The sequence below is a fragment of the Bacteroidota bacterium genome, assembly GCA_017303905.1.
In the GTDB taxonomy this organism is placed as follows: domain Bacteria; phylum Bacteroidota; class Bacteroidia; order B-17B0; family Aurantibacillaceae; genus JAHEYG01.
Genome location: JAFLBH010000001.1, coordinates 1,095,180 through 1,113,838 on the forward strand (window position 1 = coordinate 1,095,180; position 18,659 = coordinate 1,113,838).

The following is an 18,659-nucleotide window of genomic DNA, read 5'->3' on the forward strand; positions in this document are numbered from 1 at the left end:
AGGTTGTATAGGATTATTGTTTAATTATTCTAGTAATTGATTCTCCTTGACTTGATGAAAGTTTGATAAAGTATACACCATTTTGTAGCGCACTTAAATTAATTTCATTTTTGCCTTCAATTATAGTTTCTGAATAAACAGCCTGACCAAGTACATTAATTATTTCCATTTTAGCCTCATATGGTAATTCAACAGATATAAAGCCATTATTAGGATTAGGATATATTTTTACTTGTGACGCGATTGATTTAGATCCATCGATACCTGTACAAGTACTTACGCTTTGTGTAACTACTGCTGTATTTGCACAACCATTGGCATCCGTTCCGGTTACTGTATATGTAGTAGTAACTGATGGAGAAACTGCAATGGACGAACCGTTAGCAGATGTGTTCCATGTATAAGTAGATGCGCCATTCGCTGTTAAAGTGGCTGTGCCCTGGAATGGAGGACCGCAAATAATAGTATTGCCTGTAGTTGCAGTAACTGTAGGAAGATTGTTTACGGTAACGGTAAATACAGCCATGTTAGAAGGACAACCTGAATTTAAACCACTAACAGAATAAGTAGTAGTAACTGTAGGTGTAACTATATTCACAGATGTTGTTGGTCCTGATACCCAACTATAACTTGTAACGTTTCCATTTGCGGTTAAGGTATCTGAAGAGCCAACACAAATACTATTGTTACCGTTTATTGTAACAGTTGGGCTTGTAAACGGAGTAGCAGTTACGGATACAGCACCCGGAGCAATCCAGTTTGAAGTTGACCCTGTTAATGCAAATCCTGTTAAAGTACCATTGAATGAGTTAGAAGTGGCATCAGTTAAGGAAGTAATTGAAGAATTTGATTGAGAAGCTAATCCTTGGTTGAAATGGTAATTAGCCATTAAACCGTTTGCATTGGTTGCAATTTCTCCATTCATGTTATTAACGATTTCACCTTGACATAAAGCGCGGTTCCATAAACGAATTTCATCAATATCACCATTGAAATTTTCATTTATTCCGTTACCGCCAATAGTAACCGAATTTGAAGTAGCAACAAAACTTGGATAAGTAATTGATGCAGTTCCTGAAAGAACACCATTAATATAGATAGAGGCAACTGTACCGTTCCATACCCCTGCCACGTGCTGCCATACATTTAAAGTTGGTGTTGCGCTACTTGCAACTGAGGTATATGTGGCGGTAGCTGAATTTCCAATCCAAAATCTGTAGTTTGTACCAAGTTCTCTTCTTAATAAAAACTGCATTTGATTATTTGGAGTACTGTAATTTCCAACAATACAACCAAGTCCGCTCAATGAAGTTGGCTTAACCCAAGCTTCTACAGTAATATTATTATTCGTTGAAAGTGAGGTACTGATGGCAGTTGGTAGAACAACTTTATCTCCGGGAGCAGTTGAAACAAAATTTAAAGCTTCAGCCGCAGCACAAATATTCACAGTCACATTGGATACTGCGTCAGCAGAACAGCCTTGTGCATTAGTACCTGTAACAGTATATGCTGTAGTTGCAGTTGGTGATACAACAGCGCTTCCGCTACTGTAGCTATAAGTGCTTGCTCCTGTCGGAACCATAGTGAAACTAAATCCACTGCAAATTGAACCGCTGTTTACGGTCACGGAAGGAAGCGCATTTACTGATACAGTTTGTTGAGCCATATTAGAAACACAACCTAAAGAATTGGTTCCCGTTACAGAATATGTTGTAGTTACAGTTGGACTAATTACATTAGCGGCAGTAGTTGGGCCACTTACCCATGTGTAAGTGCTTGCTCCGTTCGCGGTTAATGTAGCCGATGATCCGGAGCAAACGCTGGTTGTTCCTGTGATAGAAATATTTGGACTAACGAACGGAATGATAGAGCCATTATCAGGGTATGACCCTGAGCCTATCCAATTAGAAACCGCGCCGGTTAATGCAGCGTTCATAATTGTACCATTAATACCATTTCCACTATCATCAACTAAACTGGTAACGGTCGGGTTACTGCCCCCTGCTACACCTTGATTGAAATGGTAATTGGCAATTAAACCAGAATTAGTTGTTGGAATTGGTCCGTTTTTATTATTTAGTATTTCTCCCTGACAAAGAGCGCGATTCCAAATTCGAACCTCGTCAATAGCACCATCAAACTCTGAAGAAAAACCATCCAATCCAATTTTAGTGGATACAGATGAAACAGGAAATGAAAAAGATGAAACGGCAACAGTCCCTGAAGGCATTCCATTAACGTAAATCGATAGTTTATTTTGATCGAAAACACCCGCTACATGTGTCCATGTATTTAATGTTACGGTTGCAACAGATGTGACACCAAAAGCACCGAAGCCAATGAAGAAATTGAAATTAGTGCCATTAGTTCTTAATTCGAATTGGGTTGGTCCTTGGTGATTACCAACAATACTATGCACTCCTGTGTTTGAGTTCGGGTACACCCACGCCTCAACTGTTAATCTATCTTTACCGGTTAGGGATGATGTGATAGCGGTTCCTAAATCCACATAATCGTTAACTCCATCAAAACTAAACGCATTGTTTCTTGGTGCAACACATACAATACGCGAGCCTCCACTTATAGAGCAGCCGGCTGTGTTATGTATATGTACACGATATACTCCGGGAGTTAAAATACCGGTGTATAATGCGGAGCCAAAACCAAAAGCAAGCGGATTATTGGCGTTATCAGTTACTGTAACTTGAGTACCAAATGAAGTAAGAATAGCGTATTGTCCTGTAGAGGTTACACTGAAGGATGTATAGCTTCCCGGAAACATGTTACTTGAGAGACAAGTTTGCACGTAAGGCGATACCGTTATGGTACCGGTTGGCGAATTTGTTGTGGCAATACATTGTGCATGGCTTTTTGTTCCCATTAGGATAAAAGCCGCAGAGGCAAAGGCCGTTAGTTTTTTTAATCTCTGTTTGATTTGTAGTTCTTTAATTTTCATAAATATTTTTTTAGGTCCCTAAAGTTATTTTCTAGAGCGTGTACAATTAAAAAAATGATTTGAAATGCGGGATTTTGTATTTGAATGTAAAATCGGAGTGCTTTTACCTGAATTTAAGATAGTTGTTTCATGAAGTTTTCAAATTCTTCGGCAATATTACGCGAAACCGGAAGCTTGATAGAGTTAAGCTCCACTTCTTTTTTTGAATACTTTGTAATTTTTTGGGTGTTAACAATATAGGAACGGTGAATTCTGAAAAATTTTCTTGTATCCAATAAATCATAAACACTATCCAGGCTTTGGCGACTTACGATTTTTTTTGATTCGCTATATATGTTAATATAATTGCCTTCTCCTTCAATATAAAGAATTGTATCAAATGGTAAAATCACCGTATTATAGCCGTCTTTAATGTTTAATACGGCAGCTTGATTTTCTGAAAGCGATTCCCGTATCAGATTAATACTTGCAAATAAGTCTGATTTCTTAAATGGTTTTGTAATATAGGCTGATGGTTTTGTCTTGACAATTTTTTCAATCATCACCATGTCAGAATGGGCTGTAATATAAATGAAAGGAATCTTTAGGGTGTCAATAATATATTGACCCAATTCTAATCCATCCAGTTCATTTTCCATTCTGATATCCAGTAAAGCAAGATGGGGACGAATTTCATTTAATGCCGTTAGTGCCTCTGTTTTGGAGTGCGCTAAGTGAATATTCTGTATGCCGAAGCTTTTTAAAATATCTTTTAAGTCTTCAGCAATTAGAACTTCATCATCGACTATCAATACTTTTAAGTTTTTCATTTATAATTCAAATGTTATGGTGTAAACCAATCCTCCATCATTCTGAAACGAGTAATCACCTTTAATTTGCCTCGAAAAAATGCTAATTAAACGCATGCCAAGTTTTTCGGAATTGGTATCTACTTTATTATTCATGCCTAATCCATTATCTCGTACAGTAAAAGAAATTTTACCGGTATTTAATTTTTTTAGTTCGATGTCTATACAAGGGGTTGGCGTTTTTTTAAAGGCATATTTAATTGAATTGGAAACAAGTTCGGAGGTAATCATACCAAGCGCAATTGCCTTGGTGGTTTCAAATATGGTTTTTTCGCACTGGATGTTAAACTGAATTGGAATGTTTTTCGAATTAACTATTTCATTAATTGAACTCATTAATTCTTCAAGGTATTTTTTGATTTCAACACCTTCTAAATTATCCTGATTGTAAAGCATTTCATGCACAAGAGCCATCGAACGTATGCGTCTTGAGGCATCATTTAATGAATCTATTTCTAAATTTGATTTGCTGGAATTGATTTGCATATTAATGAGTGAGCTTACAAACTGAAGATTATTTTTTACGCGGTGATGGATTTCCTGAATCAATACATCCTTTTCTTTGTTTTTAGTATTCAAGCGTTTATTGTCGGTATAGATTCTTTTCAAGAGAAATCCGATAATTATCAGTAATGGTATTAAAACAATAAGTGAAATGTACATGACACGATTTTCTTTTCTTTTGAGCGTCAGTTTTTTCTCGGATTCTTCCAATTCATTTGTGTATTTAGTGATCCGTTCGAGATTTTTTTCATTTTCATACCTCTCCTTAATGTTGCTCACATCGAGGTCGTAAATTTTTCGGTTTTTTTCCATTAAAGCTTCATAAGCATATTTTCTTGCTCTATAATAATCAAGACTGTCTCCGGCAAAAAAGTAGCAATTACTAAGTCCAAGAAATACTTGATCTAACGGATAATCAATTTTTTTATTGATAACCATCTCAATTATTTCTTGGTAAATGGGTAAAACAATTTTTTTCGGATAATTATTGTGACCAAGCAGCAAAGCTAAATTGTATTTGGCATGAATCGCGTCGGCATCTGCACCCACTTTCATCCATAGATCAAATGCTCGTTTGTAACAATTCATAGAGGAGTCTACATTTTTCCGGTTCTTCATAGCGAAGCCAATTTCATTGTAAGAAATTGCTTCACCATGCAGATTACCTGTTTTTCTGCAAAGATCCAAGGCTAATAGTGAGAACATCAAACTCGAATCGCTCGGACTGTTTTCATTGGCGATTGCCGCATAACGATTATAAATATGGATTAGTTGTAAAGTATCTCGAGAGGCTTTTTTAAAAAACAAATCATGCGATTTCTTGATGTATTTCCTCGCGTCTCCATATTGACCTTGACTTCTGTAATACTCGGCCATATCGGTATAAAGCTTAATCAAGTTATTATAGCTTTTTTCTTTTTCAAACAGTATTTCAGCCTGTAAATAAAATCTGAGTGCTTTCGAAAGTTCCCGTGATGCCTTATAGTTATTGGCAAGATGATTATAAACAACGCCTCTTAGTAGTTTATGTCTTGGTGTATAAATTAAGGATAGTAGGCTAAACAGTTTTTTTTCCGCTCTTACATAACGCGATTTTTTAGTTAAAAGATTGGATAAGTGGCAAATTGTTTTTACGTAAGAAATAGTATCCTGCTTTGTGTTTTCTGCGCATTTCTCCAGTAAAACAATAGAGGAATCGTGATTGATTTTGTTCTTTACTAAGGCGATACATTCTGTTTGGCATTTTAAACCAAAATGTATAAATAATACAATAAAAAGTATGTATGTTTTGTTAATCTTCACTGGGACTAAAGTAATTATTCTGTAATTAATCCATGTTAATTTGTTACGAAATGCAATTGTTTGTATGTAAAAAACGAAGGGTATTTAGCATTAAAAGCTCTCCCCAATCGTAACGTAAAGTCCGCTATTGTATTTGTTGTGATAACCGTAATCAATTCGTAAATTAAGTTTATCTCTTTCCAGAATAGTTAAGCGAAGTCCGCCTCCAAAACTATAGAGTAAATCGTTTTTCACAAACGGATTTTGTGTACTGTACACATTTCCGAAACCACCAAATAAACACACGCCTAATTTCCAGATAATCGGTGCTCTGAATTCAGCGATTAATGTTGCGGCATTTTTATCTCTGAATCTCCCTCTGTAAAAACCCCGTAAATTATCTTGACCACCAATGGCTGCATAATTTCTTACAGGTGTATTACCAAACGTTGAGTAATTGTAAAACTGAACCGCTAAAACATGTTTTAAAAATAAATGTTGATACAAACGGACATCAACAATCCATTTTGTAAAGTCATAATTCGAACCAATGTTTTTATTGTAGCCTGTAAAAGTACTTTGTACAAAAAAACCTTTGGTGGGCCAAAAAGCCTTGTTACGGGTGTCATAGCTTAGGCTTAATCCTGCTCCCGCAATTTGATAGGGTGATTTTCCTGATACTTTTGCGCTGTCGAATACGCCACCAGGTAAATACGCCACTTTAAATACATTTTGATAATCGGCAATAACCCCTATGAATAATCTTTTATAGATTTTCTTTTTGATGTGCGGAGAAATTTGGAATTGTTCATAGACGTAACGTTCGGCCCATTCGTCTTGAGTTTTTGTGCCAATTCCCCAAAAGTTTTCCGGAAAGTAAGTGTGTGATGATTGGAAGTAGAATATATAATTCTCCTTCGGAAAATAAATAGTAGCGTCTAAGCCTTGTAAATTTTGTCCGCGCTCTGTCCAAATACCTGTCGCCTGGATAACTGAAGTGCGCGTAAGCGTATCGTTTCGGTGTGTGGTTTTAAAAGCAATAGAGCCTGTTGCGCCATATGCCCATCCGGTTTCGGGGGTTCTGAAGATAACTGGAAGCGCTAAAAAATTTACGTTTCTGCTTGTGTCTTGAAGTCGTTGTGAAAAACATGTTACAGATGTTAGAACACTTAATATTATACTCAGGTTTTTCACTTACAATAAATGGAATAGAATCAAATTTACTAACTTTGTGGCACATAAATTACTAAAGCTAAAAACAGTTCAAGTTGCTTATTTCCGAGTCTATACAACTTTCCAAAACAACACATACGCTAATTGCATCAAATATTATTAGAATTGATGGTAAAGAGGGGGAATACATTGAATTGGAAGATGCCATTAAAATGCGTGAGGCGAATTTAACTTTAACAAATGGTGAACCATTTTGTTTGTTAATGAATGGCGTTAACAGTTATTATACATACAGTCCGGAAGCAAAAAAATTATTCGCAAGTGAGGAATACTGTAAACTAAGAAAAGCTACTGCTTTTGTCATTAATAGTTTATCGACTCGGTTAATGGCATCTTTCTATATTAATATCAACAAGCCGCTTTCACCTACACAGATATTTTCTTCCGAAGAAGAAGCTATTAATTGGTTGAAGTCGATAAAAATCAAATAAAAAAGCCTGTTCATTTGAACAGGCTTTTTTATTAGTCTTTAAACAGAGGATATTTACTCATCATTGTATTGACTTTCTTTCTGATTTTCGCTAGTTCTTTCTCGTTGTTTTTATTCATGAGGGTTGCATCTAATAATTCAACCACTTTTAAGCAATCCTTTTCTTTTAATCCGCGACTTGTGATGGCGGCTGTACCAATACGAATTCCGGATGTTACAAAAGGAGATTTATCGTCAAAAGGTACCATGTTTTTATTAACTGTAATATCTGCTTCACCTAAAGCTTTCTCGGCTTCTTTGCCGGTAATATTTTTATTGCGTAAATCAATCAACATGCAATGATTATCGGTTCCGCCTGAAATGATTTTGTAGCCTTTAGCAACTAAAGCTTTCGCCATGGTTTGTGCATTCTTAACAACTTGAATACAGTAATGCATATATTCGTCACTTAGCGCTTCTCCATAGGCAATTGCTTTTGCGGCAATGACATGTTCTAGTGGTCCGCCTTGCGTTCCCGGAAAAACAGCAGCATCTAATATAGCGCTCATCATTTTAGTTTCTCCTTTTGGTGTTTTTTCTCCCCACGGATTTTCAAAATCTTTCCCCATCATAATCGTTCCTCCACGCGGACCACGTAAAGTTTTATGTGTGGTAGTAGTTACTATATGGCAATGTGGTAAAGGATCGTTAAGAATTCCTTTAGCAATGAGTCCTGATGGATGAGAAATATCGGCCAATAATAAAGCACCAACGCTGTCGGCAATTTTACGTAAGCGTTCGTAATCCCAATCACGTGAATAAGCCGATGCTCCACAAATAATTAGTTTTGGTTTTTCTTTTTTAGCAGTAGCTTCAACTACATCGTAGTTGATTTGTCCGGTTTTTTCTTCAACACCATAAAAAGTTGGGCGATATAGTTTACCTGAAAAGTTAACAGGTGAGCCGTGGGTAAGGTGACCACCGTGAGAAAGATCAAATCCTAAAATAGTATCACCGGGTTTTAAGCAGGCTAGCATTACTGCTGCATTGGCTTGTGCACCGGAGTGTGGTTGTACATTTGCCCACTCGGCACCAAAAAGTTTTTTCGCGCGATCAATAGCTAATTGTTCAACTTTATCTACAACTTCACAACCGCCATAGTAGCGTTTATTTGGGAGACCCTCTGCATATTTGTTTGTTAACACACTTCCCATAGCCTTCATGACTTGATTGCTAACGTAGTTTTCGCTCGCAATTAATTCAATTCCGCGTGTTTGGCGATCATGTTCCTCTTTTATAAGTTTAAAAATAACGTTGTCTTTTTGCATAAAATTATTTTTGGTTGACATTAAGTTTTGCAGTGGCAATAAAAAACAATGCAGGTAATGGAGATTGTGCTATACCCATGAGCCATCTGCTAACGGAGTATTCGTCACTATCTAATTTAACAACTACAAAGTACGACCACAACATTAAAATTGAGCTCAAAAGTAATAATACTAAATAAGAATAAGTGAACCATTTCAATAATTTTTTATCCCCGGTATAATATTTAATGCAACGGTAAGAAAGTATAAAGAACGCAAATACAAAAAGCAGGGTAAAAATGTATTTTGAGTAGTAAACGGTTTTGTAGGGAAGTTGAAGAAAAAATTGAAAATCGGGTCTTACAGGAACGGTTGTTTCTCCATTGTATTGTAAGTATAATACGTTGTTTAGATTGTGAAAAAAGTAGTCGCGATAAAAGCCAAGCACGCCAAACAATAGGCCAAAAAAAACAAACATCATGTACTTATTTATTTTCATTTTGTGGCAAGACTGAATACTTGTTTACCCATAAAATCCAAAGAGAAAAAATGTATCCGTAAACAAGAAAAGTAAAAGTATAAGTGTGATTAAAATCAAGCCATTCTGGTTTATAGAAAGAAATTAAAGCTAGTGCTGTTACTCTCATTATATTGATAAGATGGATGGTAAAGATTCCTAGAGGAACGAACCAAATTTTGCTTTTTTGATGTCCGGGATACGCAAGAACAAATACAGCAAATAAAAAAAACAGAGTTACCGCATTGCAGGCTGCGCCCACCCAAACGCCCTGAGACCCATCAATACCAACGCTTTGGAATTCTGTATCGCCAAGAACTTTAAATGTTTTGTATCCAAATATGTGAAGTAAGGCGTCTGTCCAATTAATAATAATTCTTATAAAAGCTTGATCTAAATTGCTGTATTTTTTTACAACAAACTCATAAGTGAGATAAAGAATCAGATAAACAACTGATGATATTAAGAGAAACTTTAAAAAACGATTTTGTTTAAGGGCAGTAATCATTATTTTATAGATGCCCGAAGGCGTTCATTAAGCTATTTCAGAAGCTTTTTTCTTTTTATCGTGTAGCTTTTTAGCTCCGTATGCTGCACCGGCAATAATTAGCGCGCTAATTCCACCATCAATTGGAATACAAGGAGGAGGCCAGCATGGGGGCTTGGTAGTGGGGGGAGGGGGAGGAGCCGAAAACAGTGATTGACTGCCAGTTACGACAAAAATAATCAGGCAGATGTAGGCTAAACGTTTCATTTTTAATGCAATGGGCATAAAGATAAAGTAAAAATAGGGCAAAAGCAAAAGAATTTATCGTTTAAATTCAACTATCTTTGCTTGTAACATCATTTGTGGAAACCAAAAAACAATCCATAATTACAGAAAAGGATCTCAATCTGTTATGGCGTATCGTTAGAACTAACTGGTACATTCCTATTTTAATTGTTCCTTTTTTTTATCTGGCAGGTTATTTCTATGCGTATAAACAAATCGATGTTTATCAGGCTCAAACACAGTTATTACTTAATAAAAACGATGAGTATTCTAGCGGAAATGTTGTAACGGACGCAGGCGCACTTTACATTGATAATTCCAATGAAATGAAGGTAATTGGTTCCTACGACATTATGAAGGAAACCATGAAGCGCTTAAAAGACAGGTTGCAAGTTTCCTATTATATTGTCGGGCGAGTTCGAGTAACTGAGTATTTTAACGGATTGCCATTTGAAGTGATTGTTAGCAATGTGAATCCCGGATGGTATGAGGTACCCTTGGATGTAAAAATAATTGATTACGATCATTTTGAAATTACTCTTCCGGATAAAACTATACAACCAATAAAAGGAGAATTTAACAAGGAACTAATTAATGTTGACTTTAATCTAACAATACGAAGAACATCCATTTTTGATAAGGGTTTGGTAGGCAGTATGCAATCCACAAACTATCAAATTATAATTCATTCAGTAGAATGGTTAATTGCAAATTTTCAAAGAGGAATGAGTGTAGAAAATCCAGAGTACACTAATATTCTGGAAATTAAAATGAAGGATATTATTCCGGAAAGAGCTTTATTAGTATTGGATACGCTTAATCAGGTTTATACTGAAAATACACTCAAGTCGAAAATAGAATTGAACGAAAAAACCATTGTATATATTGATAAACAATTGGACGAAATTAGTTTTAATCTAAAGAACATCGAAGATACAATGCAAAGCTATAAGGCTAGGCGTAATATTTTGGATCTTGAATGGGAAAGGGAGGATTTTTTAGAAAAATTATCCAGTTTGGATAATCAACGATCAACATATAATTTTCAAATAGAAGCACTCAATGATTTGGAGAAATACATTATTGAAGATAAAGATCCACAGTTTTTACCGCCAAACGTTTTTGTAATCGAGAAAGAGGGATTCATGAAGGAGGCTGTACAGGAATTATACTCAAAACAAATCGAGCTTAATAAAATCTATAATACAGCGAAAGAAAGCTATCCCGGAATTAATGATTTAAAGCAAACAATCAATAAGTTAAAACAAGACCTCTTAATTTATATTAATAATGCTCGAAAAGCTACTACAAAGATGATTGAGAATGTAAATTCTCAAATGCGATCTTATGTTGGTGATGTACAGCAAATACCTTCCAAACAGCGGGATATTCTTAATATTCAACGTAAGGTAAATGTGAGTGAGCAGCTCTATAACTTTCTTTTGGAACGACGTGCGAATACAAGAATTGCACGAGCAAGTATTATACCTAATGTAAAAATAATTGAACAACCTCGTAGTATGGGAGTTGTTGAACCCAATAAGTCAAAAATAATAAACAGTTTTATGTCATTCGGCTTAATGATTGTTTTTGTTCTCATTGCTCTTCGTGTTTTTTTCTTTACAAGAATAAAATCTGTTAATCACTTAAAAGAATTAACGGATTTACCTGTGATTGGTGTTTTACCTTTATTGAAAGTTCCTGTTGATAAAGGCATAGTGGTTGATGAACAACCTAATTCAAAAATCAGCGAAGCGTTTAGAAATTTAAGGACGAACCTGCAATATGCAAATATCGATGCTCAGGCGCGTTCAATTTTGGTTACATCATTTGCTCCGGGTGAAGGAAAAACTTTCACTTCAGTAAATATTGCGACAATTCTAGCAAAAACTGGGAAAAAGGTTGTTATCTTAGAATTAGATCTTCATAAACCTAGAGTTTTCAGAATGCTTGGCGCGCAACCACAAATAGGAATAACCACCCACCTTGCAGGGCTTAACTCATTTGAAGAAATTATTGGAAAAACGGCAATAGACAACTTAGATTGTGTTTTTGCAGGGCCGATTCCGCCAAACCCCTCAGAGCTCGTGTTGTCGGAAAAGCTTAAGGAGTTAATCATAAGGTGCAAAGAGAATTACGATTATGTTATCATTGATACGCCACCGGCAGGATTACTTTCTGATGCCATTTACCTTATGCAATTTGTGGATGCTTCGCTTTTTGTTTTAAATACAAAATCCGCCAATAAAAAGGTGGTGAATTTTGTACAACATTTAGTGGATGCTAATAAAATTAAAAACATGTTCTTAATTCTAAACGGAGTACGAAGTCTTTCTGGTAAATATTACTATAAAGGTTATGGATACACGTATGGTTACGGCTATGGTTACGGCTACGGAAAGGGTTATGGACAAGGTTCTTATAAAAAAATCTAATACATCATGTTACTGATAGTTGATTACGGTTTAGGAAATTTGGTATCGGTAAAAAACATGTTCAAAAAACTCGGTGTTGAAGCAATTATTTCTGATGACCTTGCAAAAATAGATAGCGCAACTAAATTAATTTTACCGGGTGTAGGTGCTTTTGATAATGGTATCAATCTGATTAAGCAAAAGGGATTATTAGATGTTTTAAATAAGCGAGCATTAATTGATAAAATTCCTGTTCTTGGAATTTGTTTGGGTATGCAATTATTAACTAAAAGTAGTGAAGAGGGAAATGAAAGCGGCTTAGGATGGATAGATGCTCAAACAATTAAATTTACTTTTTCTGATAATAAACTAAAAATCCCTCATATGGGATGGGATTACGTGGATGTAAAGAAGGAGAATAGATTAATCGATAAAAAACCCGGACAACGATTTTATTTCGTACATTCTTATTATGTGAAATGCAACAATCAAAATGATGTAATCGCAACTTGTAACTACGGTGATGAATTTACCTGTATGTTTAATCATGAGAATATCTACGGAGCTCAGTTTCACCCCGAAAAGAGTTTGAAATTTGGTATGGAAGTATTAAGTAACTTTTCTAAACTTTAACCATGGCTCTAAAACGTATCATGCCTTGTTTATTATATGATGGGAAAGGCCTTGTTAAAACCATCAAATTCAAAAACCCTTCATACGTTGGTGATCCAATCAATGCCATTAAAATATTTAATGAGAAAGAAGTAGACGAATTGATTCTTATTGACATCAATGCGTCGAAGGAAAAAAGGAAAATTAACATCTCAAAAATTGCTGATTTTGCCGGGGAGTGTTTCATGCCATTCGCTTATGGAGGAGGGGTTAAAACCGTTAGTGAATTTTATGAGTTGTATAAGAATGGTGTAGAAAAGGTTATTGTTAATTCACTGGTTTTTGAGAATCCTTCAGTTATAAAGGAAGCTGTGTCTAAATATGGTTCTCAGGCTGTTGTTGTGTGTCTCGATTTCAAAAAGAATCTATTCGGTAAAAAGCAAGTTTTCTCCTATAACGGACATTCAATCAAGTATTCACCAACAGATTTTGTGAAATACTTAGAGCAAGATTTGGGAATAGGGGAATTATTCTTACAAAATGTAGATGCTGAAGGAACGTGGGATGGTTTTGATTACGACTTCATCAAGCAAATCGTAGATTTTACAAGTCTGCCTGTCATAGCAAGCGGTGGTGCAGGTCACGTCGATCACCTAAGAAAGGTACTATACGAGGCAGATGCTAATGCAGCTGCCATCGGTAGTATGGCAGTTTATTCTAAAAAGGGCATGGGTGTTCTCATTAATTTTCCAAAGCGAAGCGAGGTAATTCGGGAATAGGTCTGTTAATCAGGGTTTTATACAAACACTCCAAAGTATCATATTTAATCTTAAGTGTCTGATTAAAAGCCATCTAATTTGCATTTTAAAATGATATTGAGTAAATTTATTGCTCAATAATGATTGAAACTCTAATATCATCCAAAACTCGAATTAAGTTGTTGATGAAGTTTTTCCTCAACAGCAAGAACACAGCCTATTTAAGAAATTTAGAAGAAGAGTTTGGAGAGTCTACAAATGGCATCAGACTAGAACTGAATAAATTCGAAAAGGCCGGATTTTTAGAGTCTCACACAGAGGGCAATAAAAAAATCTTTAAGGCCAACACCGAACATCCCTTATTTAGCGAAATCAATAGCATCATCCGCAAAATGACCGGTCTTGAATACGTGGTGGATTATATCGTGCAACGCATTGGTGATTTGGAGAAAGTTTATTTGGTTGGAAAGTTATCAAAAGGACAGGATGGAAATATTATAGACTTAGTACTTGTTGGGAATGACTTAAATAAAGCATTTTTGATAGAGCAAATAGAGAAGGCCGAAAAGAAAATTAATAAGAAAATCAGATACGTTCACTTTAAGGTGAATGAATTTGACTTGAATAAAATAAAAGAACCCGGAATGCATCCGCTTCTTCTTTGGAAAAAAGAGAAGTAAGTGTATTTAGTAAATCATAAATTCTTTTTAGTTGCGTAATGTGACTGAAGAGGCGGAGCCATGAAAAGCGGAACAAAAAACAAAGAAACGGAAGCTATAAAAATTTGGCGGGCTTTGTACGTGGCCTCGCGTCAGGAAAAAAAAGTGGCTGAACTGCTCACTAAAAAGGGCATTGAGGCTTATGTGCCGTTGCAAAAAACAATGCGGCAATGGAGCGACCGTAAGAAAATGGTAGAGTTTCCGTTGTTAAATGGTTATGTATTTGCACAAATAACACCGCAGGAGCAAGAACGCACCCTACAAACAAAGGGTGTAGTTAACTTTGTGCGTTCCGAAGGAAAAATTGCAACCGTAAGGGATTATGAAATTGAACAGTTGAAACAATTGATCGAGCTCGGTTATCAAATGGAAGCTTCCGGAATTAAAAGAACATATAAACAAGGCGATAAAATTAAAATTAATTCAGGCGCGCTTAAAAACATTGAGGGGTATGTGCTCAATACATCTGATGGCAATCAGCTTGAAATTGTATTGGAAAGTATAGGTCAAACCATCCGCGTAAGATTACCGGAAGAAATAATTTCACCATTAAAAAAATGACGCAAAACGAAGATTGGGATTTAATTATTAAGCCAAAATCAAAATGGTATCAACTAGACTTAGGAGCTATCTGGAAGTATCGGGATTTATTGTTACTTCTGGTACGCCGTGATTTTGTTTCAGTTTATAAGCAAACAATATTAGGACCAATTTGGTTCTTTATTCAACCGATTATTACCACAATAACATTTACTGTTGTTTTTGGTTATTTAGCGAAAATAAGTACAGATGGAATACCTTCATTGCTATTCTATTTATCAGGTATTACACTATGGACTTATTTTTCGGATTGCCTAAACAAAACGTCGAATACATTTATTGCGAACGCTTCAGTTTTTGGTAAGGTGTATTTCCCAAGATTAATAGTACCATTGTCCGTGTTGTTTTCTAACTTATTTAAGTTTGGTATTCAGTTTTTTTTATTCGTTGTGGTATGGATCTATTTTTTAATTACAAATCATTCTGTCCATCCTAACTGGAACTTGATTTGGTTGCTGCCGCTTTTGGTATTCGTCATGGCTGGTCTTGGATTAGGTTTTGGAATTTTTATTTCTTCTATAACAACAAAATACCGCGATTTTAGCTTTTTAGTCGCTTTTGGAGTTCAGCTTTTAATGTATGCAACGCCTATCGTTTATCCTATGTCTTTGGTATCGGACAAATTAAGATTTTATGTACTGCTTAATCCGTTAACTTCAATTGTTGAGACTTTTAAATATATTTTTTTAGGAGCAGGATATTTTAGTTGGGGAAGTTTAATATACAGTTTTACATTTATGTGTTTGCTCTTATATGGATCAATACTTCTTTTTAATAAAACTGAGAAGAATTTTATGGATACAGTTTAATATGAGTAATATAGTAATTAAGGTTGATAACATTGGTAAACAGTACCGCTTAGGGCAAGTCGGTACAGGTACTTTAACGCATGATTTAAATCGCTGGTGGTATAAAATTCGTAGAAAGGAAGACCCTTATCTGCAAATTGGAGAAACTAATGATAGAACAAAAAAGGGAGTGAGTGAAATTGTTTGGGCTCTTAAGAATATTAATTTCGAAGTGCAACAAGGTGAAGTATTAGGAATTATAGGCCGCAATGGTGCAGGTAAATCAACCCTTCTTAAAGTTTTATCAAGAGTAACAACTCCAACTGTTGGTGAAATTAAAGTACGTGGAAGGGTTGCAAGTTTGTTAGAAGTAGGAACAGGATTTCATCCAGAGTTAACCGGAAGAGAAAATGTTTTTTTGAATGGCGCAATCTTAGGAATGACTAAGCAAGAAATAAAAAGAAAATTTGACGAAATTGTTGATTTTAGTGGAGTAGAGAGATACATAGACACGCCTGTTAAGCGATATAGTAGTGGAATGTACGTTAGGTTAGCATTTGCTGTTGCAGCTCATCTTGAACCGGAGATTTTAATTGTAGATGAAGTATTAGCTGTTGGTGATGCAGAATTTCAAAAAAAATGTTTGGGAAAAATGAAAGATGTTAGTGGTGAAGGGAGGACTGTATTATTTGTTAGTCATCAATTGGGTATGATTAATTCTCTTTGTCATAATGCAATTTTATTGCAGAACGGAGAAATATCTTACAAGGGAAAAGCTCCTGAGGTAGTTGCTTTTTATATTAATAGTCTGGATCAAAAAGGTAGTGGGCGGAGTTTTTCATTCTTTAGTGAGAAGGAAGGAACAGACGCGTCAATTTTAGAAGCACGTATCATGAACGTAAAGGGGCAGTGTAAAAATAATTTTGATGTATTTGAACAAATCGTTATTGAAATTAAGTATTGTTTAAAAAAGAACATGTCAGGTGTTGTGGTTGGATTAAATATCGATAGAAATGGAGAACTATATGCCTGTTCTTTTGATTCTGACGAAGATCAAAATAGATTAAAAGAAAGAAAACAAGGTGTATACAGAGTTAAGGTTAAATTACCGCAACCATTAAAAGCGGGAATTTATAGCATTTCAAATATTGGAATTGGTATTGCTAATGTTGGTGGAATTGATTCACAAAGTGATGTGTTTAGTTTTTCTGTCGAGGAAAATTCATTCGACCCCACTTATTATTCTTTCAGTTCAAATCGTCCCGGACAGCTATTTACATGTTTAAATTGGGATACTATAAAAGAGGAATAGATTAATATTTAGATTTTGACAGTCAAATTAAATAGCGCTACGCTTATAAAAAGTGTATCTGAAAAAATAGCCGCGAATAATTCTTCAAATACAACGAATGAATATTTACTATTTAAAGAATTTATTTTGTCAATAGAACAAAATTTTCCAGTAAACTCTTGGACATTTAACAGTATACATCTTTGGCCATTAATAAGGATTAGATTGTTTTTTTATTTGGTTGATTATACACATGAGTTAAACAAGAAGTTAATAGTCGATTGTAATCAAAATCAAACAGATGATCACCATTCTTCTCATCTAAACCATAAACCGGTTCAAAACCGAGTTGATATCAAGAAGTTCGCTCGATTAAAGGATCTAATAAGTAAACTTAAATCAACTCTTAATTATTACAGGCTTAAAAAAAGGATAAAATCAAAAAGTTATTTATTTGTAGGCCATAATGAGCATCGAATAAATTATAAATCCTCATTGTATAACCGATTTTTCGATACAATTATTGATGAAAATAATCTTCATGATAAATCTTATGTAATTGAATTTGGTGAAAGAAAAACTGAGAGTCTCGCAAACTCTAGAATTATTATCAATCCTAAAGAATTTTTAAAGAAGTATACAGAATTCTATTTTTTGAAACAACAGTATATAAAGTTAAAAGCCAACGTGGTTAAACTTGATGACTACGATAAGTTTATTAGTTTTCTATTAAGTAATAATGTAACTAGTGTGTTTGCTGAAAACTATTCAGAAGCTAAAGTTAGAAGCTTAGTCAACTATACTTTGGCAGTGGAATTCGACTTTTATACTGAACTTCTTAAAAAAATTAATCCGAAGAAACTTTTTGTATTGTGTTACTATAATGACTTGTCACTCATTGCAGCCGCTAATAAACTTAATATTGAGACGATAGAGATGCAACATGGTGCCCAAGTCGATGAACATCTGGCATATGGAAACTGGTCAGTCGTTCCGGAAGAAGGATACGATTATATTCCACGAAAGTATTGGTGTTGGGACATACACAGCTCTAAAGTACTTGATTGTTTAACCAGTCAGAATAAACTTTATAATGCTTTTGTAGGAGGCCATGTTTGGGTAGATTACTGGTTACAAAAAAATGAGAAGTACTTAGAAGACGATTTTATATTATATACATTGCAGCCTGACTGTTTTTCAATCGAGCAACTTTTCCCTCAGGCAATTATTTCGTTTATAAAAAATGAAAGCAAAAAATGGTTTATAAGACTGCATCCGCGGCAATTAAAAGAATTAAAAGCCATAAAGGCATATTTGGAGACATTAAATATCTTAAGCAAGATTAATATTGAAGAAGCCACAAAGGATCCATTACCAATGTTATTAAGGAGTTGTTGTATTCATATAACGAATCATTCTTCAACGACTATTGAGGCTGCTTTGTTTAATAAAAAGACCGTTTTGATCCATGAGACCGGCAAGCTGTATTATTCTGATATTGTAGCCGAGGGGAAGGCTGAATACATTCCTGTAAATGAAAATTTTGAGGCACAATTGAAAAAGCAATTAAGCATGGCGTCTACTGCTGCTTATAGGTCGATTGAAAAACCTTTTTATATTAAATATTTTACTTAATAGTAATATTTTAAC

The 18,659-nt window shown here is 35.0% G+C and carries 17 protein-coding genes; 9 read left to right on the forward strand and 8 right to left on the reverse strand.

Annotated elements, in window-relative coordinates:
* Window positions 1-13: 13 nt before the first annotated feature.
* The 4 genes from J0L69_04665 to J0L69_04680 all read right to left on the reverse strand — a co-directional run bounded on the left by J0L69_04665 (window position 14) and on the right by J0L69_04680 (window position 6,783).
* Window positions 14-2,956: a T9SS type A sorting domain-containing protein gene (locus tag J0L69_04665; GenBank protein ID MBN8692464.1), complete on the reverse strand. Its 2,943-nt coding sequence runs from the start codon at window positions 2,954-2,956 to the stop codon at window positions 14-16.
* Between the two features lie 113 nt (window positions 2,957-3,069).
* Window positions 3,070-3,765 carry a response regulator transcription factor gene (locus J0L69_04670; GenBank protein ID MBN8692465.1) on the reverse strand — a complete coding sequence of 232 codons (696 nt, stop codon included), beginning with the start codon at window positions 3,763-3,765 and terminating at the stop codon, window positions 3,070-3,072.
* Entirely contained in the window at window positions 3,766-5,610 is a 1,845-nt protein-coding gene (locus J0L69_04675; GenBank protein MBN8692466.1) for a hypothetical protein, read from the reverse strand.
* 90 nt (window positions 5,611-5,700) lie between these two features.
* Window positions 5,701-6,783: a BamA/TamA family outer membrane protein gene (locus J0L69_04680; GenBank protein MBN8692467.1), complete on the reverse strand. Its 1,083-nt coding sequence runs from the start codon at window positions 6,781-6,783 to the stop codon at window positions 5,701-5,703.
* A 74-nt stretch (window positions 6,784-6,857) separates the two neighbouring features.
* On the opposite strand from J0L69_04680, the gene J0L69_04685 reads away from it, so the two are divergent.
* Window positions 6,858-7,253: a hypothetical protein gene (locus tag J0L69_04685; GenBank protein ID MBN8692468.1), complete on the forward strand. Its 396-nt coding sequence runs from the start codon at window positions 6,858-6,860 to the stop codon at window positions 7,251-7,253.
* Between the two features lie 31 nt (window positions 7,254-7,284).
* On the opposite strand, the gene J0L69_04690 is transcribed toward J0L69_04685, so the two are convergent.
* From J0L69_04690 to J0L69_04705, 4 genes are read right to left on the reverse strand one after another with little or no spacing between them, the layout of a single operon-like run.
* Window positions 7,285-8,559, reverse strand: a complete 1,275-nt coding sequence (locus J0L69_04690) for a serine hydroxymethyltransferase (protein ID MBN8692469.1) — start codon at window positions 8,557-8,559, stop codon at window positions 7,285-7,287.
* 4 nt (window positions 8,560-8,563) lie between these two features.
* Window positions 8,564-9,037, reverse strand: a complete 474-nt coding sequence (locus tag J0L69_04695) for a hypothetical protein (protein MBN8692470.1) — start codon at window positions 9,035-9,037, stop codon at window positions 8,564-8,566.
* Entirely contained in the window at window positions 9,024-9,563 is a 540-nt protein-coding gene (locus J0L69_04700) for an archaeosortase/exosortase family protein (protein ID MBN8692471.1), read from the reverse strand. Before J0L69_04700 ends, J0L69_04695 begins: the two co-directional genes overlap by 14 nt.
* A 27-nt stretch (window positions 9,564-9,590) precedes the next feature.
* On the reverse strand, window positions 9,591-9,827 hold the full coding sequence (locus tag J0L69_04705) for a hypothetical protein (GenBank protein MBN8692472.1): 237 nt from the start codon (window positions 9,825-9,827) through the stop codon (window positions 9,591-9,593).
* Window positions 9,828-9,904: 77 nt separating this feature from the next.
* Here J0L69_04705 and J0L69_04710 point away from each other — a divergent pair, with 77 nt between their 5' ends.
* From J0L69_04710 to J0L69_04745, 8 genes are all read left to right on the forward strand, one after another.
* Window positions 9,905-12,262 carry a polysaccharide biosynthesis tyrosine autokinase gene (locus tag J0L69_04710; GenBank protein ID MBN8692473.1) on the forward strand — a complete coding sequence of 786 codons (2,358 nt, stop codon included), beginning with the start codon at window positions 9,905-9,907 and terminating at the stop codon, window positions 12,260-12,262.
* 6 nt (window positions 12,263-12,268) lie between these two features.
* Window positions 12,269-12,874: an imidazole glycerol phosphate synthase subunit HisH gene (gene hisH / locus J0L69_04715; protein ID MBN8692474.1), complete on the forward strand. Its 606-nt coding sequence runs from the start codon at window positions 12,269-12,271 to the stop codon at window positions 12,872-12,874.
* Window positions 12,875-12,876: 2 nt separating this feature from the next.
* Window positions 12,877-13,632, forward strand: coding sequence for an imidazole glycerol phosphate synthase subunit HisF (hisF, locus tag J0L69_04720; GenBank protein ID MBN8692475.1), 756 nt, complete (start codon window positions 12,877-12,879; stop codon window positions 13,630-13,632).
* Window positions 13,633-13,751: 119 nt separating this feature from the next.
* Complete coding sequence (locus J0L69_04725; protein MBN8692476.1) at window positions 13,752-14,291, forward strand: ArsR family transcriptional regulator; 540 nt, start codon at window positions 13,752-13,754, stop codon at window positions 14,289-14,291.
* A gap of 60 nt (window positions 14,292-14,351) precedes the next feature.
* Window positions 14,352-14,891, forward strand: coding sequence for a UpxY family transcription antiterminator (locus J0L69_04730; protein ID MBN8692477.1), 540 nt, complete (start codon window positions 14,352-14,354; stop codon window positions 14,889-14,891).
* Complete coding sequence (locus J0L69_04735; protein ID MBN8692478.1) at window positions 14,888-15,739, forward strand: ABC transporter permease; 852 nt, start codon at window positions 14,888-14,890, stop codon at window positions 15,737-15,739. The genes J0L69_04730 and J0L69_04735 overlap by 4 nt, the downstream gene beginning before the upstream one ends.
* A 1-nt stretch (window position 15,740) precedes the next feature.
* Window positions 15,741-17,030 (forward strand): ABC transporter ATP-binding protein, encoded by a 1,290-nt coding sequence (locus J0L69_04740; GenBank protein ID MBN8692479.1) that lies wholly within the window; start codon window positions 15,741-15,743, stop codon window positions 17,028-17,030.
* 15 nt (window positions 17,031-17,045) lie between these two features.
* Window positions 17,046-18,644 (forward strand): hypothetical protein, encoded by a 1,599-nt coding sequence (locus J0L69_04745; protein MBN8692480.1) that lies wholly within the window; start codon window positions 17,046-17,048, stop codon window positions 18,642-18,644.
* Window positions 18,645-18,659 lie beyond the last annotated feature (15 nt).